Origin of the sequence: Micromonospora sp. C31 (genome assembly GCF_018070575.1) — a bacterium.
Classification (GTDB): Bacteria; Actinomycetota; Actinomycetes; order Mycobacteriales; family Micromonosporaceae; genus Micromonospora.
On the sequence record NZ_JAGPXN010000006.1, the window covers coordinates 134573 to 150081 of the forward strand.

Here is a 15509-nt window from a genome sequence, read left to right on the forward strand (position 1 = left end):
GGCACCGGCTGAGGCAAAAGCGACGCCGGAGCGCCTGTACGATGGCGCGTCGTGGCTGTGCCGGTGGTAGACCCCTCGCTGAACTCCGTCTCCGAGCCCGTCGCGGCCGAGCCGACGCGCCGGCCCCGGCGCAGGCCCTCCCGCGCCGACGTACTGGCCATCGGAGCCTATGTCCTGCTCGGCGTTTTCGTGTGCCTGAACTACTGGGTCGACGTGCAGAACCGGGTGTCGTCGCACCTGCCCACCGACCACAGCTGGTTCGAGTGGCTCTTCTCGCACGGCGCGTACTCGGTGCGGCACCTGGAGAACCCGCTGTTCACCGAGCGGCAGAACGCCCCGGACGGGGTGAACATGATGGCGAACACCTCGCTGCTCGGGGTGACGCTGCCGCTGGCGCCGCTGACCATGCTGCTCGGCCCGCAGGTCATGTACGCCCTCTACCTGGGTGGCGCGCTGGCCGCGACCGCCGGCACGTCGTACTGGATGCTGTCGCGGCACCTGGTGCGCTCCCGCGCGGCGGCCTTCGTCGGCGGCGCGTTCCTCGGCTTCGCGCCGGGCATCGTGCACCACGCCAACGGTCAGCCCAACTTCGTCTCGAACTTCCTGCTGCCGCTGATCGTGGTGCGGGTGCTCCGGCTCGGCGAGCCCGGCCGGTGGCGGCGCAACGGAATCGTGCTCGGCCTGCTGGTGGCGTACCAGATCTTCATCAACGAGGAGATGCTGCTGCTCACCGCGCTGGCCTGCCTGGTCGTCGTGGTCGCGTACGCGATCATGCGGCCGGCGCGGACGCGGGCGGTGGCCGGCACCTTCGCCGCCGCGCTCGGCGTGGGCGGCGCTCTGGCGCTGCTGCTGACGGCCTACCCGATCTGGTTCCAGTTCAACGGCCCACAGTCCTACCGGGGATTGCAGGGCGGGGTGTTCCACAGCTGGGGCGAGGACCTGGCCGCCTTCGTCACCTTCGCCCGCGACACCGTGGCCGGCGACGAGGCCGTGGAGAAGACCATCGGCCTGACCGAGCAGAACACCTGGTTCGGCTGGCCGCTGGTGCTGCTGTCGCTGGTGGCGCTGGTGCTGCTGGTCCGCCGCTCGCTCGCCGCCCGCATCCTCGCGGTGCTGGTGGTGGTCTTCACGGTGGCCTCGATCGGCCCGAAGGTGCGGATCAACGGGGTGGAGACGGAGACGGACGGTCCGTGGGCCTACATCTCCGACGACCTGCCGCTGGTCGAGATGATGATGCCGACCCGGTTGGCCCTGGTGGTGGCGGCGGCGCTCGGCGTGCTGCTCGCCCTGGCCTGGGACACCGTCGCCGGCAGCGGCCGCCCGCCGGTGCCGGCCCCCCGCGCCGGCTCCGACGGCGACGACCGCGCGGCCGGTGCCGACGCCGCCGGGCCGCGCCGCCGCTGGCTCCGGCCGGTCGGGTACGCGGCCGTCGCGCTCGCCGTGCTGCCGCTGTTCCCGCGTCCGCTGCCCGCGGAGCCCGTCGACCCGCCGCCGCGCTTCATCACCGCTGGCGGCTGGCGCCCGTACGTGCCGGAGGGCCGGACCCTGGTGCCGGTGCCGATCCCGAGCAACGTGCACGGCCTGCCCACGCTGCGCTGGAGCGCGCTGACGCAGCACGCGTTCCCGATCCCGGGCGGCTACTTCATCGGGCCGAACGAGCTCGGCGAGGGCGTCTTCGGCGCGCCCAACCGTCCGACCAGCACCCTGATCTACTCCACGATGGACAAGAACGCCGTCCCCGCGCTGACGGAGGAGAACCGCCGCCAGGCGGTCGAGGACCTGCGCTTCTGGCGGGCGTCCGTGGTGGTCCTCGGCGCGCATCCCCGCGAGGCGGTCCTGCGCGAGCTGATGACCGCGCTGATCGGCCCGCCGCAGCGCGTCGACGACGTGTGGCTCTGGGACGTCCGGCCGCTCGTCGGCTGAGCCGTCCCCCGGCCGGTCCCACGGACGGGGCAGCTCGACAGCGAGGACTGGACGAGACCCGCCGACCGCACGAGACCCGCCGGCCGCGTCGTCGCCGGCCAGCGACAGAGTCAACCCACCAGCGGGCGGACGTCCCAGACGTGGGCGCCGGCCACCTCCCGGCCCGGGCCGAGCAGCGCGTCGACCGTACGGCGCACCGGGTGGCCGTGGTGCAGGCCGCCCTGGACCACCAGGGCCGCACGCCAGTGGCGCAGGTCCTCGACCGCCTGGCGACGGTGCTCGTCGGTGACCACCGGCACCTCGCCGGTCTCGGCGACCCGGCGCAGCAGCGCGGCGGTGGGGCGGTCCGGGGCGCCCCAGCGGGCGGTCGCGTCGTCGGTGGCCCGGGGGCCGATGAAGTAGCCGCCCGGCGCCGGGAAGGCCAGCCCGGTGCGGGCCGACCAGAGCATCGCCGGGCTGACCCCGGCGCCGGTGACCGGCGGCACCGGGACCAGAGTCCGGCCCGGCGGGACGTGGGCCCGCCAGCCGCCCTCGGCCACGAACGCCGGCACCGGCCAGGCCGGCACGGTCCGGATCGGGGTGGGGATCAGCGGCAGCAGCGCGGCGGCCACCGCCCCGCCCCAGAGCAGCCGCACCGGCACACCGCCCGCCCGCGGTCCGGCCACCGCGTCGGCCCGCGGTCCGGCCACCGCGTCGGGGCGGAGCCGGTCCAGGGAGAGGGCGAGCAGGATGCCCAGCACCGGGACGCAGACCAGCGGAAAGCGCGCCGGCACCGCGTGGTCGAGCAGCGGCAGTTCGGCGACGAGCCGGTACGGCCCGGGGATGCCGGTGGAGGTGCCGTCCAGACGGACCTGCCCGCCCAGCGAGAGCAGCGCGAAGAGCAGCCCGCAGGCGGCCAGCGCGCGCACCAGCGGCCGGCGCCACAGCCAGATCACGATCACCACGGCGAGCACCAGCAGCCCGGGGCCGAAGAAGGAGTTCTCCTCGGTGGGGTTCGGCGCGAGCAGACCGGGCAGGTGGTCGTCGCCGAGCACCGTCTGCCGCGCCGAGGCGGTGAACGACGCGGCGTCGAGCTGGTAGCCGTACGCGTGGAAGGGCATCCCCCGGTAGTGGCCCGGACCGAAGAACTGGGACCACAGCGGGTACGCCAGCACCGGCAGCGCGACCGCCACCCCGACGGCGAGCCGGCCGAACAGCGGGGGCGCCAGCCGGCGTGCCGTCGCCCGGTCGGCCGCCGCGTACGCCAACGCGAACGTGCCGGCGGCGAGGACCAGGAAGACCAGCACCTCCTCGCCGAGGAAGAGCTGGTACGCCACCAGCAGCCCGAGCAGCGTCCCGTGCCGCCACGGCCGGCGCGGGTCCGGATGGAACACCAGCGCCAGGATCACCGGCACCAGGAACTGCGCCGCCATGTGCAGGTGCGCCCCGGCCTGCGCGACCATGCCGGGGGCGAAGCCGCAGAACAGCCCCCCGACGGCCGCCGCCGCCCACGAGTCGACCAGCCGGCGGCGCAGCAGCGCGTACCAGGCGGTCGCGGTGCCCGCGAGACAGCAGACCACGGCCACCAGGAACGCGACCTGCGAGCCGAAGAGCAGGGTGACCGGCGTCAGCGGCACGCCCAGCCCCAGCACGGAGGTGTTGGCCATCAGGTTCACCCCGTCGGGGGCGTTCAGCTCCGCGCTGTACAGCGGGTTCTCCAGGCGCGTCACCGCCCGGGCCGCACGGGCCAGCATCCACTCGAAGAGGATCTGGTCCCCCGCCTGGTGGAACAGCCGCCCGGGGCGGCCCCACTGGCCGAGGGTCAGCAGCACCGCCAGGGCGAGGTAGCCGGTGACGACCAGCGCGTCCGGGGCGCGTACCGGCAGCCGGCGAAACCGCCGGGCGGGTGCCGCCTCGGTGGTGCCGGTCGCCGCCGGGGCGGCCATCAGGTCGGTCGGTCCGTCAACGCCCGGACGTCCCAGACCCAGACGTCCAGCTCCCGGCGGCCGGGGCCAACCAGCTGCTCGACGGTACGCCGCAGCTGCTCGGCGTGGTGTTGGCCGACCGGGAGCACCAGGATGGCTGCCCGCCAGTGCCGCAGCTCGTCAAGGGAACGGCGGCGCTGCCGGTCGTCCAGCTTCGGGATGCGGCCGGTCGAGGCGACCTCGTCGAGCAGCCGCCCGACGCCGCTGGGCCGGCCGCCGAAGCGGCCGGGGTCGCCGGTGTTGCCGTTGCGCGGGGCCAGGAAGTAGCCGCCGGGGATCTTGAAGTCGAGGTTGGTGGAGGCGGCCCAGCGCATCCCGTGGGTGTGCCCCATGGCGGGCACCGGGATCGGCACCAGGGTCTGCTCCTCACCGACGTAGCCGCGCCACCGGTCGGCGGTGATGAAGTCCGGCACCGGCGGGCGGGAGGTCACCTTCAGCGGCATCGGCGCGATCGGCAGCAGCGCGAGGACGAGGCCGGCCACGGTGAGCGTACGCAGCGTGCGCCGCTCCAGCGGCAGCGCCCGGGAGCGCTCGACGGCCAGCGCCAGCAGGATGCCCACCACCACGCTGGTGATCAGGCCGAACCGGGTGGGCACCACCGCGTCGAGCAGCGGCAGCCGGACCAGCCACTCCCAGGGCCCGGTGAACAGTTCACGGTCCCACCAGGACACCCGCTCGCCGAGGGAGAGCACGGCGAAGAACGCCCCGGTCACGGCCAGCGCCCGCACGAGCGTCTCCCGGCGCAGCCAGGCCACGATGCCGACGGCGATCAGGGCGAGGCTCCAGCCGAAGAAGGCGTTCTCCTCCGAGTAGTTCGGCGCGAGGTTGACGTTGGCGCGTTCGTCGCCGCCGATCGTCGGCGAGCCGGGCGCGAAGAAGGCCGCGATGTCGTTGCCGTAGTCGCGGACCGCGTCGCTCAATCCGTGGTACGCCATCGGCCCGGCGAACTGGACGTAGAGCGGGTACGCCAGCAGCGACCCCGCGAGCACGGTGCAGATCGCGAGGGCCTTGGCCAGCGGTCGCCACGCCGCCGACCAGAGTGCGGGCCGCTGGGCGAGCACGGCGAGCAGGAACACCCCGCAGGCGAGCGCCGTGAAGAGCAGGATCTCCTCGTTGATGAACGCCTGGGCGGTGACCATCAGGGCGAGCAGCACGCCGTCGCGCCACGGCCGTCGGGACCGGGTGATGACCAGCACCCGCCAGACGATGAACGGCAGCAGGAACTGCGAGATGATGTTGGGGTGCCAGTTGGCGTGCGACAGCATCGCCGGCGAGAACCCGCAGAACCAGCCCCCGACGGCCGCCGCCAGCGGGCTGCGCACCACGTGCCGGGAGAGCACGAAGTACCAGGCCGAGGCGGTGCCGGCGAGCGCGAGCGTGACCAGCACCACGAAGGTCACGGCCGGCCCGAAGAGCAGCGTCACCGGCACCATCGGGATGCCCAGCGCGAGGATGGCCGTGTTGGCCATCAGGTTGACCCCGTCGGGGTAGTTGAACTGCTCGGTGAAGAACGGGAACTCGCCGTGCAGCACCACGCGTACCGAGTGGGCGAGGAAGAACTGCACCTGGGCGGGGTCGCTGCTGTAGAGCGAGGCCACCCGGCCGGCGGGGTCCACCCAGATCTGGCTGGTCACCCACACCGCGGCGAGCAGGAACAGGCCGAGGACCGTGAGGTCCTGCCGCCGCCGGGTCCACCGCCGCGGCCGGCCCGCGCCGTCCGCCCCGCCGGCCTCCCCGGAGGGGGTGGCGGCGTCGGTCGCCTCGGTGGCCACGGCCGCGCCGAGCGCGTCGGTCCCGTCGGCCGGGTCGGCCCCGCCCGGCGTACGGTCACCGGCACCGTCGCCCACGGGCGGTGCCACGGGTTCGGACGCGGGGGCCGCGGCGGCGTCGGATTCCGACCAGGATTCGGCGCGGGTCTCGGCAGGCGTCACAGTCGGCGGAGTCTACCCGAGCGGGACATTCACCCTGAAACCACGGCAGTGTCCTCTGTGGCTCGTGTCGGACAAGAGCCCCGACCTGGGCACGGACGGCGGGCGAGGTGGCGCGTTCCGGTGATCCGACATCTCGTACTATGGCGCTTTCCGTCGAACGACGGCTGAGGCGATCGAGGGGGCGTACAGGTGGCTCCAGTCCGCCGGCGCGGCATCACGGCCACCGCACTGCTGACCCTGCTGCTCACCGCGACCGCCTGCGGTCCGGTGGCCGACCGGCAGCCGGGCGACCTGCGGGCCGGGTACGACAGCCTGGACGGCGACCTCACGGTCTGGCCGCCACGCGGCGCGCTCGCGGGCGACGCCGCCGTCCGGTCGGCCGTGACCGGGGCGGTACGCGACTGGCGGTCGCCGGTGGACGACCGGGTGCACCTGCCCACGTCCGGGATCCTCTGGTCCGGCGAGGTCGACGGTGCGCCGCTCGCGCTGGTCGCCGCCGACGTGCCCGGCGAGAGCGCCTCCTGGCTGCTCCAGGTCACCGCCGAGGGCGGCCGGTACGCGGTCACCCGCGCCGTCGAGTACACCGACCCCGGCTACCTCGTCTACGCCGACGTGCTCCCCGTGCACACCTCCGCCGGGCGGCGCTATCTCACGTCGGGCCGGGTGCAGCGGCTGCTCGGGCCGGACGGCCGCGCCCTGCGGCACGCCGACGGCCTCACCGAGCCGGTGGACGTGCCGGCCTGCCGGGCGGTGCCGGTGACCGTCACGCTCAGGGCCACCCGGTCGCTGCCCCGGGGGCGGGCCGCCGACCGGCTGCTGGACCTCGGCACCGGCACCACCGAGCCGCGCTACCCCCTCGTGCGGGACGAGAGCGGCTCCGGCAAGCGGGCCCTCACGGGCCTGGACACCTGCGTGCTCGCCAGCGAGGAGGGCCCCTTCGGCAGCGTCCCGCGGCGCAGCGGCGACCGGGAGGCGCCGCGCTCGGTGCCGTCGTCCTGGCCGATGACCAGGCTGACCGTACGCACCCTGGGCGAGGTCGCCCTCGGCGGCGGTGAGCCGGCGGAGCTGGAGCAGCTGAGCTGGGAGACGGCCGACGGCACGATGACCGCCGTGGTGTACCGCCCCGCCGACGGGGGCACACCGGTGGTCTCCCCCGCCGACCGGTCCGAGGAGTTGCAGACGTACGCGCTGCCGGTGCCGGGGCAGTCGCTGGCCGTGCTGAGCTGGCGGCCGACCGCCGACAGCTCGCTGTCCACGCCGCCGGACACGCTCCGGCTGGTGGACCGGCCGGGGCTGGTCGTGGTGCCGATGCCGTCCCGCTCGGAGACGTTCAGCCTCGCCGAGGCGGAGAAGACGCACTACCGCTCCCTCGGCAACCGCTGACCCGGGGCCCCGCCGGCGAGCGCCGACGCACGCGGAAGAGACGTCGACGGCAGGTGTCCCGGTCGCCCGGGGCACCCGCCGTCGGCGGTCAGGGGCTCAGTTCTGCGCGGTCGCGTCGTCGGCGGTGATCACCGACTCGACCGGCTCGACCTCCAGCCGCGAGATCCAGCCGGTGACGTCGCGGGCGACGTCCTGCGCGGTCAGGCCGAGGTCGGCGAGGATCTGCGCGCGGGTGCCGTGCGGGTGCCAGTCGGCCGGCACGCCCAGGTCCTTCAGCGGCACCCGGACGTCGGCGTCCCGCATCGCCTGGGCTAGGGCGTCGCCGACGCCACCGACCCGGACACCGTCCTCGACGGTGACCACGAGCCGGTGCCCGGCGGCCAGCTCGACCAGCTCGGCCGGGACGGGGCGGACCCAGCGCGGGTCGACCACGGTGACCCCGAAGCCCTGCCCGGCGACCCGGGTGGCCACCTCCATGCCGAGGTGGCCGAAGGAGCCGACCGCGACCAGCAGCACGTCCTTGCGCGCCGACTCGGCGAGCACGTCGACGGTGCCGACCCGGCGCACGGCCGGCAGGTCGGCGGCGACGGTGCCGGTCGGGAAGCGGACGATGGTGGGGCCGTCGTCGACGCCCACCGCCTCGCGCAGCTCCTCGCGCAGGGTGGCGGCGTCGCGGGGCGCGGCGATCCGCAGGCCCGGCACGACCCCGAAGACGGACATGTCCCACATGCCGTAGTGGCTCGGCCCGTCGGGGCCGGTGATGCCGGCCCGGTCCAGCACGAAGGTCACCGGCAGCCGGTGCATCGCCACGTCGAGCAGGACCTGGTCGAAGGCGCGGTTGAGGAAGGTCGCGTAGACCGCCACCACGGGGTGCAGCCCGCCGAGGGCCAGGCCGGCGGCCGAGGTGGCCGCGTGCTGCTCGGCGATGCCCACGTCGTAGACCCGGTCCGGGTGCTTGCGGGCCAGCTTGGCGATGCCGGTCGGCTCGGCCATCGCGGCGGTGATGCCCACCACGTCGGGCCGCTCGTCGGCGATCGCGACCAGCTCGTCGGCGAAGACGTGCGTCCACTTCACCGACGGGGCGGCGACCAGCTTGCCGGTCTCGATGTCGAAGGCGCTGCCGGGGCCGTGCAGGCAGTCGGCCTCGTCCTCCTCGGCCGGGCGGTAGCCGTAGCCCTTGCGGGTGACGGCGTGCACGATGACCGGGCCGCCGAAGTTCTTCGCCGCGCGCAGCGCCGACTCGACCGCGGTCACGTCGTGCCCGTCGACCGGGCCGACGTACTTGATGCCGAGGTCCTCGAACATCGCCTGCGGGGCGACCGCGTCCTTGATGCCCCGCTTGACCGCGTGCAGCACCTCGTACATCGGCTTGCCGACCAGCGGCGTCGAGCCGAGCGCCTCCTTGACGGTGTCGAGCACCTTCTCGTAGCCGGGGTTGAGCCGCAGCGAGGAGAGGTGGTCGGCGAGGCCGCCGATGGTCGGCGCGTAGGACCGGCCGTTGTCGTTGACCACGATCACCAGCGGGTTGCGGGCGGTGGCGATGTTGTTCAGCGCCTCCCAGCACATGCCGCCGGTCAGGGCGCCGTCGCCCACCACGGCGACCACGCTGCGCTGCTCGCCCCGCAGCGCGTACGCCTTGGCCAGCCCGTCGGCGTAGGACAGGGCGGTGGAGGCGTGCGAGTTCTCGATCAGGTCGTGCTCGCTCTCGGCCTGGCTGGGGTAGCCGGAGAGGCCGCCGCGCTGGCGCAGCTTGTCGAAGCCGGTCTGCCGGCCGGTGAGGATCTTGTGCACGTACGCCTGGTGGCCGGTGTCGAACAGCAGCCGGTCGCGCGGGGAGTCGAAGACCCGGTGCATGGCCAGGGTCAGCTCGACCACGCCCAGGTTGGGGCCGACGTGCCCGCCGGTGCGCGAGACCTTGGCGATCAGGAAGTCACGGATCTCGGCGGCGAGGACGTCCAACTCCTCGGCGGACATGCGCTTGACGTCCTGCGGACCCCGGACGGTGGCCAGCAGCCCGGTGTGGTGGACCGTGCCCTCTTCAACGCTCATGACGCAAGAGTCTATCGGCCGTCCGGTACTCCGCAGCCTGGCCCGGACGCCCGCCCACCCGTCGGAGGTGCTGAGCGCCTGGTCAGCACCCGGATGCGCGGCCGGCCCACCGAGGCGGCCCGGCTGAACCGGGCGTCGCCGAGCACGGTCCGGACGGGGACGGGGCCGGCGGAAAGTCAGGCCGCGATCCGCAGCCGCCGGGGTGCCGCGACGGCCGGGGCGCCCCGGTACGCCGGCCCGGACGGGGTCCAGCAGCCCAGCACGGCGGCCCGGGCGGCGCCGGTCACCGAGGGCAGCGCCCCGGGCAGCCCGTGCCAGGAGAGCCAGCCCAGCAGCGCGAACGCGTACGCCTCCTTGGCCTGCGCGGGCACCCCCAGCTCGTCGGTGGTGCGCAGCCGCCAGCGGCCCGCCCCGAGCGCGGCCAGCCGGGCGGTCAGGGTGGGGTTGCGCACCCCGCCGCCGGCCGCGACCACCTCCGCCACGCCGTGCCGGTCGCACTCGGCGGCCACCACCCGGGCGGTCAGCTCGGTCAGGGTGGCGAGCACGTCGTCGGCCGGCACCGCCTCGCCGAGGGCGGCCAGCCGCGCGTCCAGGTAGCCGGCGTGGAACAGCTCCTTACCGGTCGACTTGGGCGGCGGCGCCGCGTAGTACGGCTCGGCGAGCAGCAGCTCCAGCAGGCCGGGGTGCACCCGACCGGCCGCCGCGCGGGCCCCGTCCAGGTCGCAGGGGCGCCCCAGGAGGCGGCGGGCCGCCGCGTCGAGCAGCGCGTTGGCGGGCCCGACGTCGTACCCGAGCACCGGCGCGCCCGGCGCGAGGACCGTGAGGTTGGCGATGCCGCCCAGGTTGAGGGCGGCTCGCGGGGCAGCGCCCTCGGCCGGGTCGAGCAGCAGCGCGTCGAACGCCGGGACCAGGGGCGCGCCCTGCCCACCGGCGGCGACGTCCGCCGAGCGCAGGTCGCTCAGCACGGGTACGCCCACCCGGGCCGCCACCCGGGCCGGCGCACCGAGCTGGAGGGTCCCCCGCACCGTGCCGTCGGCCACCCAGTGGAAGACCGTCTGTCCGGGCGAGACCACCGCGTCGGCCGCGCCGCCGGCCAGCTCGACGCCGATCGCCGCCGCCTCGGCGAAGACCTCCCCGAGCCGGTTGTCCAGCCGGCAGACCGCCTCGACGGTGGTGCTCCCGGGCGGCAGCAGCGCGCCGATCGCGGCCCGCAGCGCGTCGTCGTAGTCGAGGCTCCGGTGCCCCAGCGGGCGCAGCCGCAGCGTGTCCCCGTCGAGGGTGAACTCGGCGGCGGCCACGTCCACCCCGTCGTAGGAGGTCCCCGACATCAACCCAACGATCTTCATGTAAGGAAGGGCCCCTTCTTATCGGATTTGGTAGAGGAAGGGGCCCTTCCTAACACGTCCGGCGGCAGGAGCAGCCCGACCAGCTCGACGTGCTGGGTCATCGGGAACAGGTCGAAGCCGCGCAGCGCGGCCAGCCGCCAGCCCAGCTGCGCGAAGGTGCGCACGTCGCGGGCGAAGGCGGCCGGGTCGCAGGCCACGTACGCGACCGCCCGCGGCCCGGCGGCCACCACGTCCCGCACCACCCGGCCGCCCGCGCCGGCGCGCGGCGGGTCGAGCACGACCACGTCGACCGGGCCGGTGATCCGGCGGCGGGCCAGGGCAGTCTCCACCCGGGCCGGCACGACCTCGACCCGGGGCAGGTCGCGCAGGTTCTCCCGGGCGGCGGCGACGCCCTGCGCCGCGGACTCGACCAGGGTGACGCGGCCCGCGTCGCCGACCCGGCCGGCCAGCGCGGCGGCGAACAGCCCCGCCCCGCCGTAGAGGTCCCAGGCCCGCTCCCCCGGGCGCGGCTCGGCCAGCTCCAGCACGGCGTCGACCAGGGTGTCGGCGGCGGCCGGGTGCACCTGCCAGAACGACGACGACGGCAGCGTCCACTCCCGGCCCGCCGCCACCTCGCGGACCTGGTCGGGGCCGCTCACCGTGCGGGGCACCCCGGCGGCGACGGCGGTCACGGCCACGTCCCCGCCGGTGGAGGCGACCGTCTCGACCACGTCCGCTTGCGGCCAGCGCGCCCCGGTCGGGGTCAGTACGGGCAGCTCCCGGATCGCCGGGTGGGCGATCAGGCAGCGGTCGATCGGGACCACCTCGTGCGAGCGGTGCTTGAGCAGACCGGCCCGCCCCGCCCCGTCGACGGCGTAGCGGACCCGGGAGCGCCAGCCGAGCGGCCCGCCGGGCAGCGCCTCGACCCGGACGCCGAGGGCGTCCAGCTCCGCGTCGGTGAGACCGCCGAGGCGGGTGAGCTGCTCGCGCACCACCGCCGCCTTCCAGTCGAGCTGGGCGGCCGGGGCGACGTGCTGGAGGTCGCATCCGCCGCAGCGGCCCGGCTTCGCGTACGGGCAGGGCTGCTCGACCCGCTCCGGTGCGGCCTCGAGCACGCTCACCGCGTCGGCCCGGACGAGCCCCTTGTGCACCTCGGTGACCTCGGCGACCACCCGCTCACCGGGCAGCGCGTGCCGGACGAAGACCACCTGCCCGTCCACCCGGGCGACGCAGTGCCCGCCGGGCGCGACCGCTCCGACGGTCAACTCCACCCGCTCGGCCTCCTCCAGCCCCCGGCCGTCCTGCTGCGCGGTCACCGCTCACCTCCACCACTCGGGCCGCCCTCGCCGGGCGGCGCGGACACGACGGGCGGGACGCTCGGCGGCAGGGTGCCGCGCGGCGCGACCCGGGGACCGCGCGCCGGACCCCGGGTCAGGGTGGCGTCCAGCCGGTCCAGGTCCTTGCCGGCGGTCGAGGCGAGCTGCCACGGCACGCTGGTCACCATCACCCCCGGTTCGAAGAGCAGCCGGCCCTTCAGGCGCAGCGCGCTCTGGTTGTGCAGGAGGTTCTCCCACCAGCGCCCCACCACGTACTCCGGGATGAAGACCGTGACCACGTCGCGCGGCGACTCCCGGCGGACGCCGGCCACGAAGTCCAGGATGGGGCGGGTGATCTCCCGGTAGGGCGAGTCGACCACGGTCAGCGGGACGGGCAGGTCCCGCTGCTCCCACTCCGCCTGCAACTCCCGGGTGTCCTTGTCGTCGACGTTCACCGTCACCGCGGTCAGCGTGTCCGGCCGGGTGGCCCGGGCGTACGCGATGGCCCGCAGCGTCGGCTTGTGCAGCTTGCTGACCAGCACGACGGCGTGGTTGCGGGCGGGCAGCACCCCGCGGTCCTCGGCCGGCGGGGTCAGCTCCGCGGCGATCCGGTCGTAGTGCCGGCGGATGGCCAGCATCAGCACGTAGATCATCGCCATCGCGGCGATGGCGATCCACGCGCCGAGCAGGAACTTGGTGACGAGCACGATGACCAGCACCGTGCCGGTCATCACCATGCCGAAGGTGTTGATCGCCCGGGACCGGAGCATCCGCCGACGCGCCTGCGGGTCCCGCACGATCCTCAGGTGCCGGTTCCAGTGCCGGATCATGCCGGCCTGGGACAGGGTGAACGAGACGAACACGCCCACGATGTAGAGCTGGATGAGCCGGGTCACCTCGGCCTGGAAGCCGACGATCAGCACGATCGCGGCGACGGCCAGGAAGACGATGCCGTTGGAGAAGGCCAGCCGGTCGCCGCGGGTGTGCAGCTGCCGGGGCAGGTAGCGGTCCTGGGCGAGGATCGAGCCGAGCACCGGGAAGCCGTTGAACGCGGTGTTCGCGGCCAGGAAGAGGATCAGCGCGGTGATCCCGGCGACCGCGAAGAGCAGCACCGAGCCGGAGCCGAAGACCGTCTCCCCGAGCTGGGTGGTGACGGTCTTCTGCACGTACCCGTCGGGGCCGGAGATGATCTGCAACTTCGGGTTCTCGACGAACTGCAGGCCGGTGAGCCGGGACAGCCAGATGATGCCGACCAGCAGGGCCACCGAGATGGTGCCGAGCAGCAGCAGCGTGGTGGCCGCGTTGCGGCTCTTCGGCGCCTTGAAGGCCGGCACGCCGTTGGAGATGGCCTCCACCCCGGTCAGCGCCGCGCAGCCCGAGGAGAAGGTCCGCAGCAGCAGGAAGACCAGGGCGAAGCCGGTGACGCTGTGTTCGGCCTGGATCTCCAGGCCGGCGCTGGGCGCGCGCAGGTCGTGGCCGAGCACGAAGACCCGTACCAGGCCGGTGAGCAGCATCCCGACCATCACGATGATGAAGCCGTAGGTGGGGATCGCGAAGGCGTTTCCCGACTCCCGCATGCCCCGCAGGTTGACCGAGGTGAGCAGCACCACGGCGATGACCGCGATCAACACCTTGTGGGTGGCCACGAAGGGCACCACCGAGCCCAGGTTGGCCACCCCGGAGGAGACCGAGACGGCGACCGTGAGCACGTAGTCGACCAGCAGCGCGCTCGCCACCGCGACGCCGGCCCGGGGGCCGAGGTTGACCGTGGCCACCTCGTAGTCACCGCCGCCGGAGGGGTAGGCGTGCACGTTCTGCCGGTAGCTGGCCACGACGGTGAGCATCACCACCACGACGGCCAGGGCGATCCACGGCGAGAAGAGGTACGCCGAGGCGCCGGCGATGGAGAGGGTCAGCAGGATCTCGTCGGGCGCGTACGCGACGCTGGAGAGCGCGTCGGACGCGAACACGGGCAGCGCGATGCGCTTGGGCAGAAGCGTCTGCTTGAGCCGGTCGGACCGGAACGGTCGACCGAGGAGCAGCCGCTTCAGCAGCGAGGTGGGTCGGGCCACAACCGCCAAGCGTACGACCACCCTGGCGGGCGTCGCCGGGTGGTCGATCGCGGCGGGGTGGACCGGCGGAGTACCGTCGTTCCGCGTCCGCGCCGGGAACGTGGCAGGCTCGCAGACGGCACGGCAACCGGCCGGGCGTTGCGCACCTTGAGGAGGGACGCGGTGCATGTCGTGATCATGGGTTGTGGCCGCGTCGGCTCGACCCTCGCCCACAGCCTGGAGTCCCGGGGGCACTCGGTCGCGGTCATCGACCAGGATCCCGACGCCTTCCGCCGCCTCGGCCCCGACTTCGCCGGGACCACGGTCACCGGCGCCGGCTTCGACGGGGAGGTGCTCCGGCAGGCCGGCATCGAGCGGGCGGACGCCTTCGCGGCCGTCTCCAGCGGTGACAACTCCAACATCATCTCGGCGCGGCTCGCCCGGGAGACGTTCGGCGTGTCCCGGGTGGCGGCGCGGATCTACGACCAGCGACGCGCGCAGGTCTACGAGCGGCTCGGCATCCCCACCGTCGCCACCGTCCGGTGGACCGCCGACCGGATGCTGCGGCACCTGGTGCCCGAGGGGAACGTGGAGATCTTCCGGGACCCGACGAGCACGGTGTCGATCGTCGAGGTGCCGGTGCACAAGGACTGGGTCGGCCGGCCGGTGCGCGCCCTGGAGGGGGCGACCGGGGCCCGGGTGGCGTACCTGCTCCGCTTCGGCATCGGCACGCTGCCGACCCCGTCCAGCGTCATCCAGGAGGGTGATCAGCTCTTCATGCTGGTCACCGACGACATGGCGGCGACGGTCACCTCGGTGGCGGCGACGCCGCCGCAAGGAGGGCTGTGAGCATGCGCATCGCCATCGCCGGCGCGGGCAACGTGGGCCGCTCCATCGCGCAGGAACTGATCGACAACGGCCACCAGGTGATGCTCATCGAGCGCCAGCCCCGGATGCTGCGGCCCGACCGGGTGCCGGCCGCCGACTGGGTGCTGGCCGACGCCTGCGAGCTGGCCAGCCTGGAGGAGGCCGACCTCGCCGGGTGCGACGTGGTGGTCGCGGCGACCGGGGACGACAAGGTCAACCTGGTGGTCTCGCTGCTGGCCAAGACCGAGTTCGCGGTGCCCCGGGTGGTGGCCCGGGTCAACCGGGCCGAGAACGAGTGGCTCTTCACCGAGCAGTGGGGCGTCGACGTCTCGGTGAGCAAGCCGCGGGTGATGGCCGCCCTGGTCGAGGAGGCGGTCACCGTCGGCGACCTGGTCCGGTTGATGACGTTCCGGCAGGGCGAGGCGAACCTGGTGGAGATCACCCTGCCGCCGACCGCCCCGTACGTCGGGGAGCCGCTGCGGGCGGTCCCGCTGCCCCGCGACTCGGCGCTGGTGGCGATCCTGCGCGGCAAGCGGGTGCTGGTGCCCACCCCGGACGACTCGCTCGAGGCCGGCGACGAGCTGATCTTCGTGTGCACGGCGGAGATGGAGGACGCGGTCCGCACGGTGGTGCTCGGGGCCGACAGCGTCGAGCGCACCCGCGGGCAGCGCTGAGCCGGCGGCTCAGCCGCCGGGCAGCG

The 15509-nt window shown here is 74.4% G+C and carries 10 protein-coding genes; 4 read left to right on the top strand and 6 right to left on the bottom strand.

Annotated features, from left to right (window positions below; all coding sequences use genetic code 11):
• The first annotated feature begins 51 nt into the window (after positions 1 to 51).
• Positions 52 to 1923 (top strand): hypothetical protein, encoded by a 1872-nt coding sequence (locus tag KBX06_RS10740; RefSeq protein WP_374225609.1) that lies wholly within the window; start codon positions 52 to 54, stop codon positions 1921 to 1923.
• A 110-nt stretch (positions 1924 to 2033) separates the two neighbouring features.
• On the opposite strand, the gene KBX06_RS10745 is transcribed toward KBX06_RS10740, so the two are convergent.
• Together KBX06_RS10745 and KBX06_RS10750 are read right to left on the bottom strand one after the other, a co-directional pair.
• Positions 2034 to 3848 (bottom strand): hypothetical protein, encoded by a 1815-nt coding sequence (locus KBX06_RS10745; protein WP_210834321.1) that lies wholly within the window; start codon positions 3846 to 3848, stop codon positions 2034 to 2036.
• Complete coding sequence (locus tag KBX06_RS10750) at positions 3848 to 5818, bottom strand: hypothetical protein (protein ID WP_210834322.1); 1971 nt, start codon at positions 5816 to 5818, stop codon at positions 3848 to 3850. The genes KBX06_RS10745 and KBX06_RS10750 overlap by 1 nt, the downstream gene beginning before the upstream one ends.
• Before the next feature lie 189 nt (positions 5819 to 6007).
• On the opposite strand from KBX06_RS10750, the gene KBX06_RS10755 reads away from it, so the two are divergent.
• On the top strand, positions 6008 to 7201 hold the full coding sequence (locus KBX06_RS10755; protein WP_210834323.1) for a hypothetical protein: 1194 nt from the start codon (positions 6008 to 6010) through the stop codon (positions 7199 to 7201).
• Between the two features lie 96 nt (positions 7202 to 7297).
• Here KBX06_RS10755 and dxs read toward each other — a convergent pair whose 3' ends face one another.
• From dxs to KBX06_RS10775, 4 genes are all read right to left on the bottom strand, one after another.
• Complete coding sequence (gene dxs, locus KBX06_RS10760) at positions 7298 to 9250, bottom strand: 1-deoxy-D-xylulose-5-phosphate synthase (protein ID WP_210834324.1); 1953 nt, start codon at positions 9248 to 9250, stop codon at positions 7298 to 7300.
• A gap of 176 nt (positions 9251 to 9426) precedes the next feature.
• A complete protein-coding gene (locus tag KBX06_RS10765; protein WP_210834325.1) occupies positions 9427 to 10596 on the bottom strand; it encodes an anhydro-N-acetylmuramic acid kinase in 1170 nt (389 codons plus the stop codon).
• Complete coding sequence (locus tag KBX06_RS10770; protein ID WP_210834326.1) at positions 10593 to 11891, bottom strand: class I SAM-dependent RNA methyltransferase; 1299 nt, start codon at positions 11889 to 11891, stop codon at positions 10593 to 10595. The genes KBX06_RS10765 and KBX06_RS10770 overlap by 4 nt, the downstream gene beginning before the upstream one ends.
• A complete protein-coding gene (locus KBX06_RS10775) occupies positions 11888 to 13963 on the bottom strand; it encodes an APC family permease (RefSeq protein ID WP_210834327.1) in 2076 nt (691 codons plus the stop codon). Before KBX06_RS10775 ends, KBX06_RS10770 begins: the two co-directional genes overlap by 4 nt.
• 162 nt (positions 13964 to 14125) lie before the next feature.
• Here KBX06_RS10775 and KBX06_RS10780 point away from each other — a divergent pair, with 162 nt between their 5' ends.
• Together KBX06_RS10780 and KBX06_RS10785 are read left to right on the top strand one after the other, a co-directional pair.
• Complete coding sequence (locus KBX06_RS10780; protein WP_210834328.1) at positions 14126 to 14791, top strand: TrkA family potassium uptake protein; 666 nt, start codon at positions 14126 to 14128, stop codon at positions 14789 to 14791.
• 2 nt (positions 14792 to 14793) lie between these two features.
• Positions 14794 to 15483 carry a TrkA family potassium uptake protein gene (locus KBX06_RS10785; protein ID WP_210834329.1) on the top strand — a complete coding sequence of 230 codons (690 nt, stop codon included), beginning with the start codon at positions 14794 to 14796 and terminating at the stop codon, positions 15481 to 15483.
• Positions 15484 to 15509 lie beyond the last annotated feature (26 nt).

Coding starts and splice junctions, on each gene's coding strand:
- dxs (WP_210834324.1), bottom strand. CDS start 9,250: ATGAGCGTTGAAGAGGGCACGGTCCACCACACCGGGCTGCTGGCCACC.
- KBX06_RS10745 (WP_210834321.1), bottom strand. CDS start 3,848: ATGGCCGCCCCGGCGGCGACCGGCACCACCGAGGCGGCACCCGCCCGG.
- KBX06_RS10765 (WP_210834325.1), bottom strand. CDS start 10,596: ATGAAGATCGTTGGGTTGATGTCGGGGACCTCCTACGACGGGGTGGAC.
- KBX06_RS10785 (WP_210834329.1), top strand. CDS start 14,794: ATGCGCATCGCCATCGCCGGCGCGGGCAACGTGGGCCGCTCCATCGCG.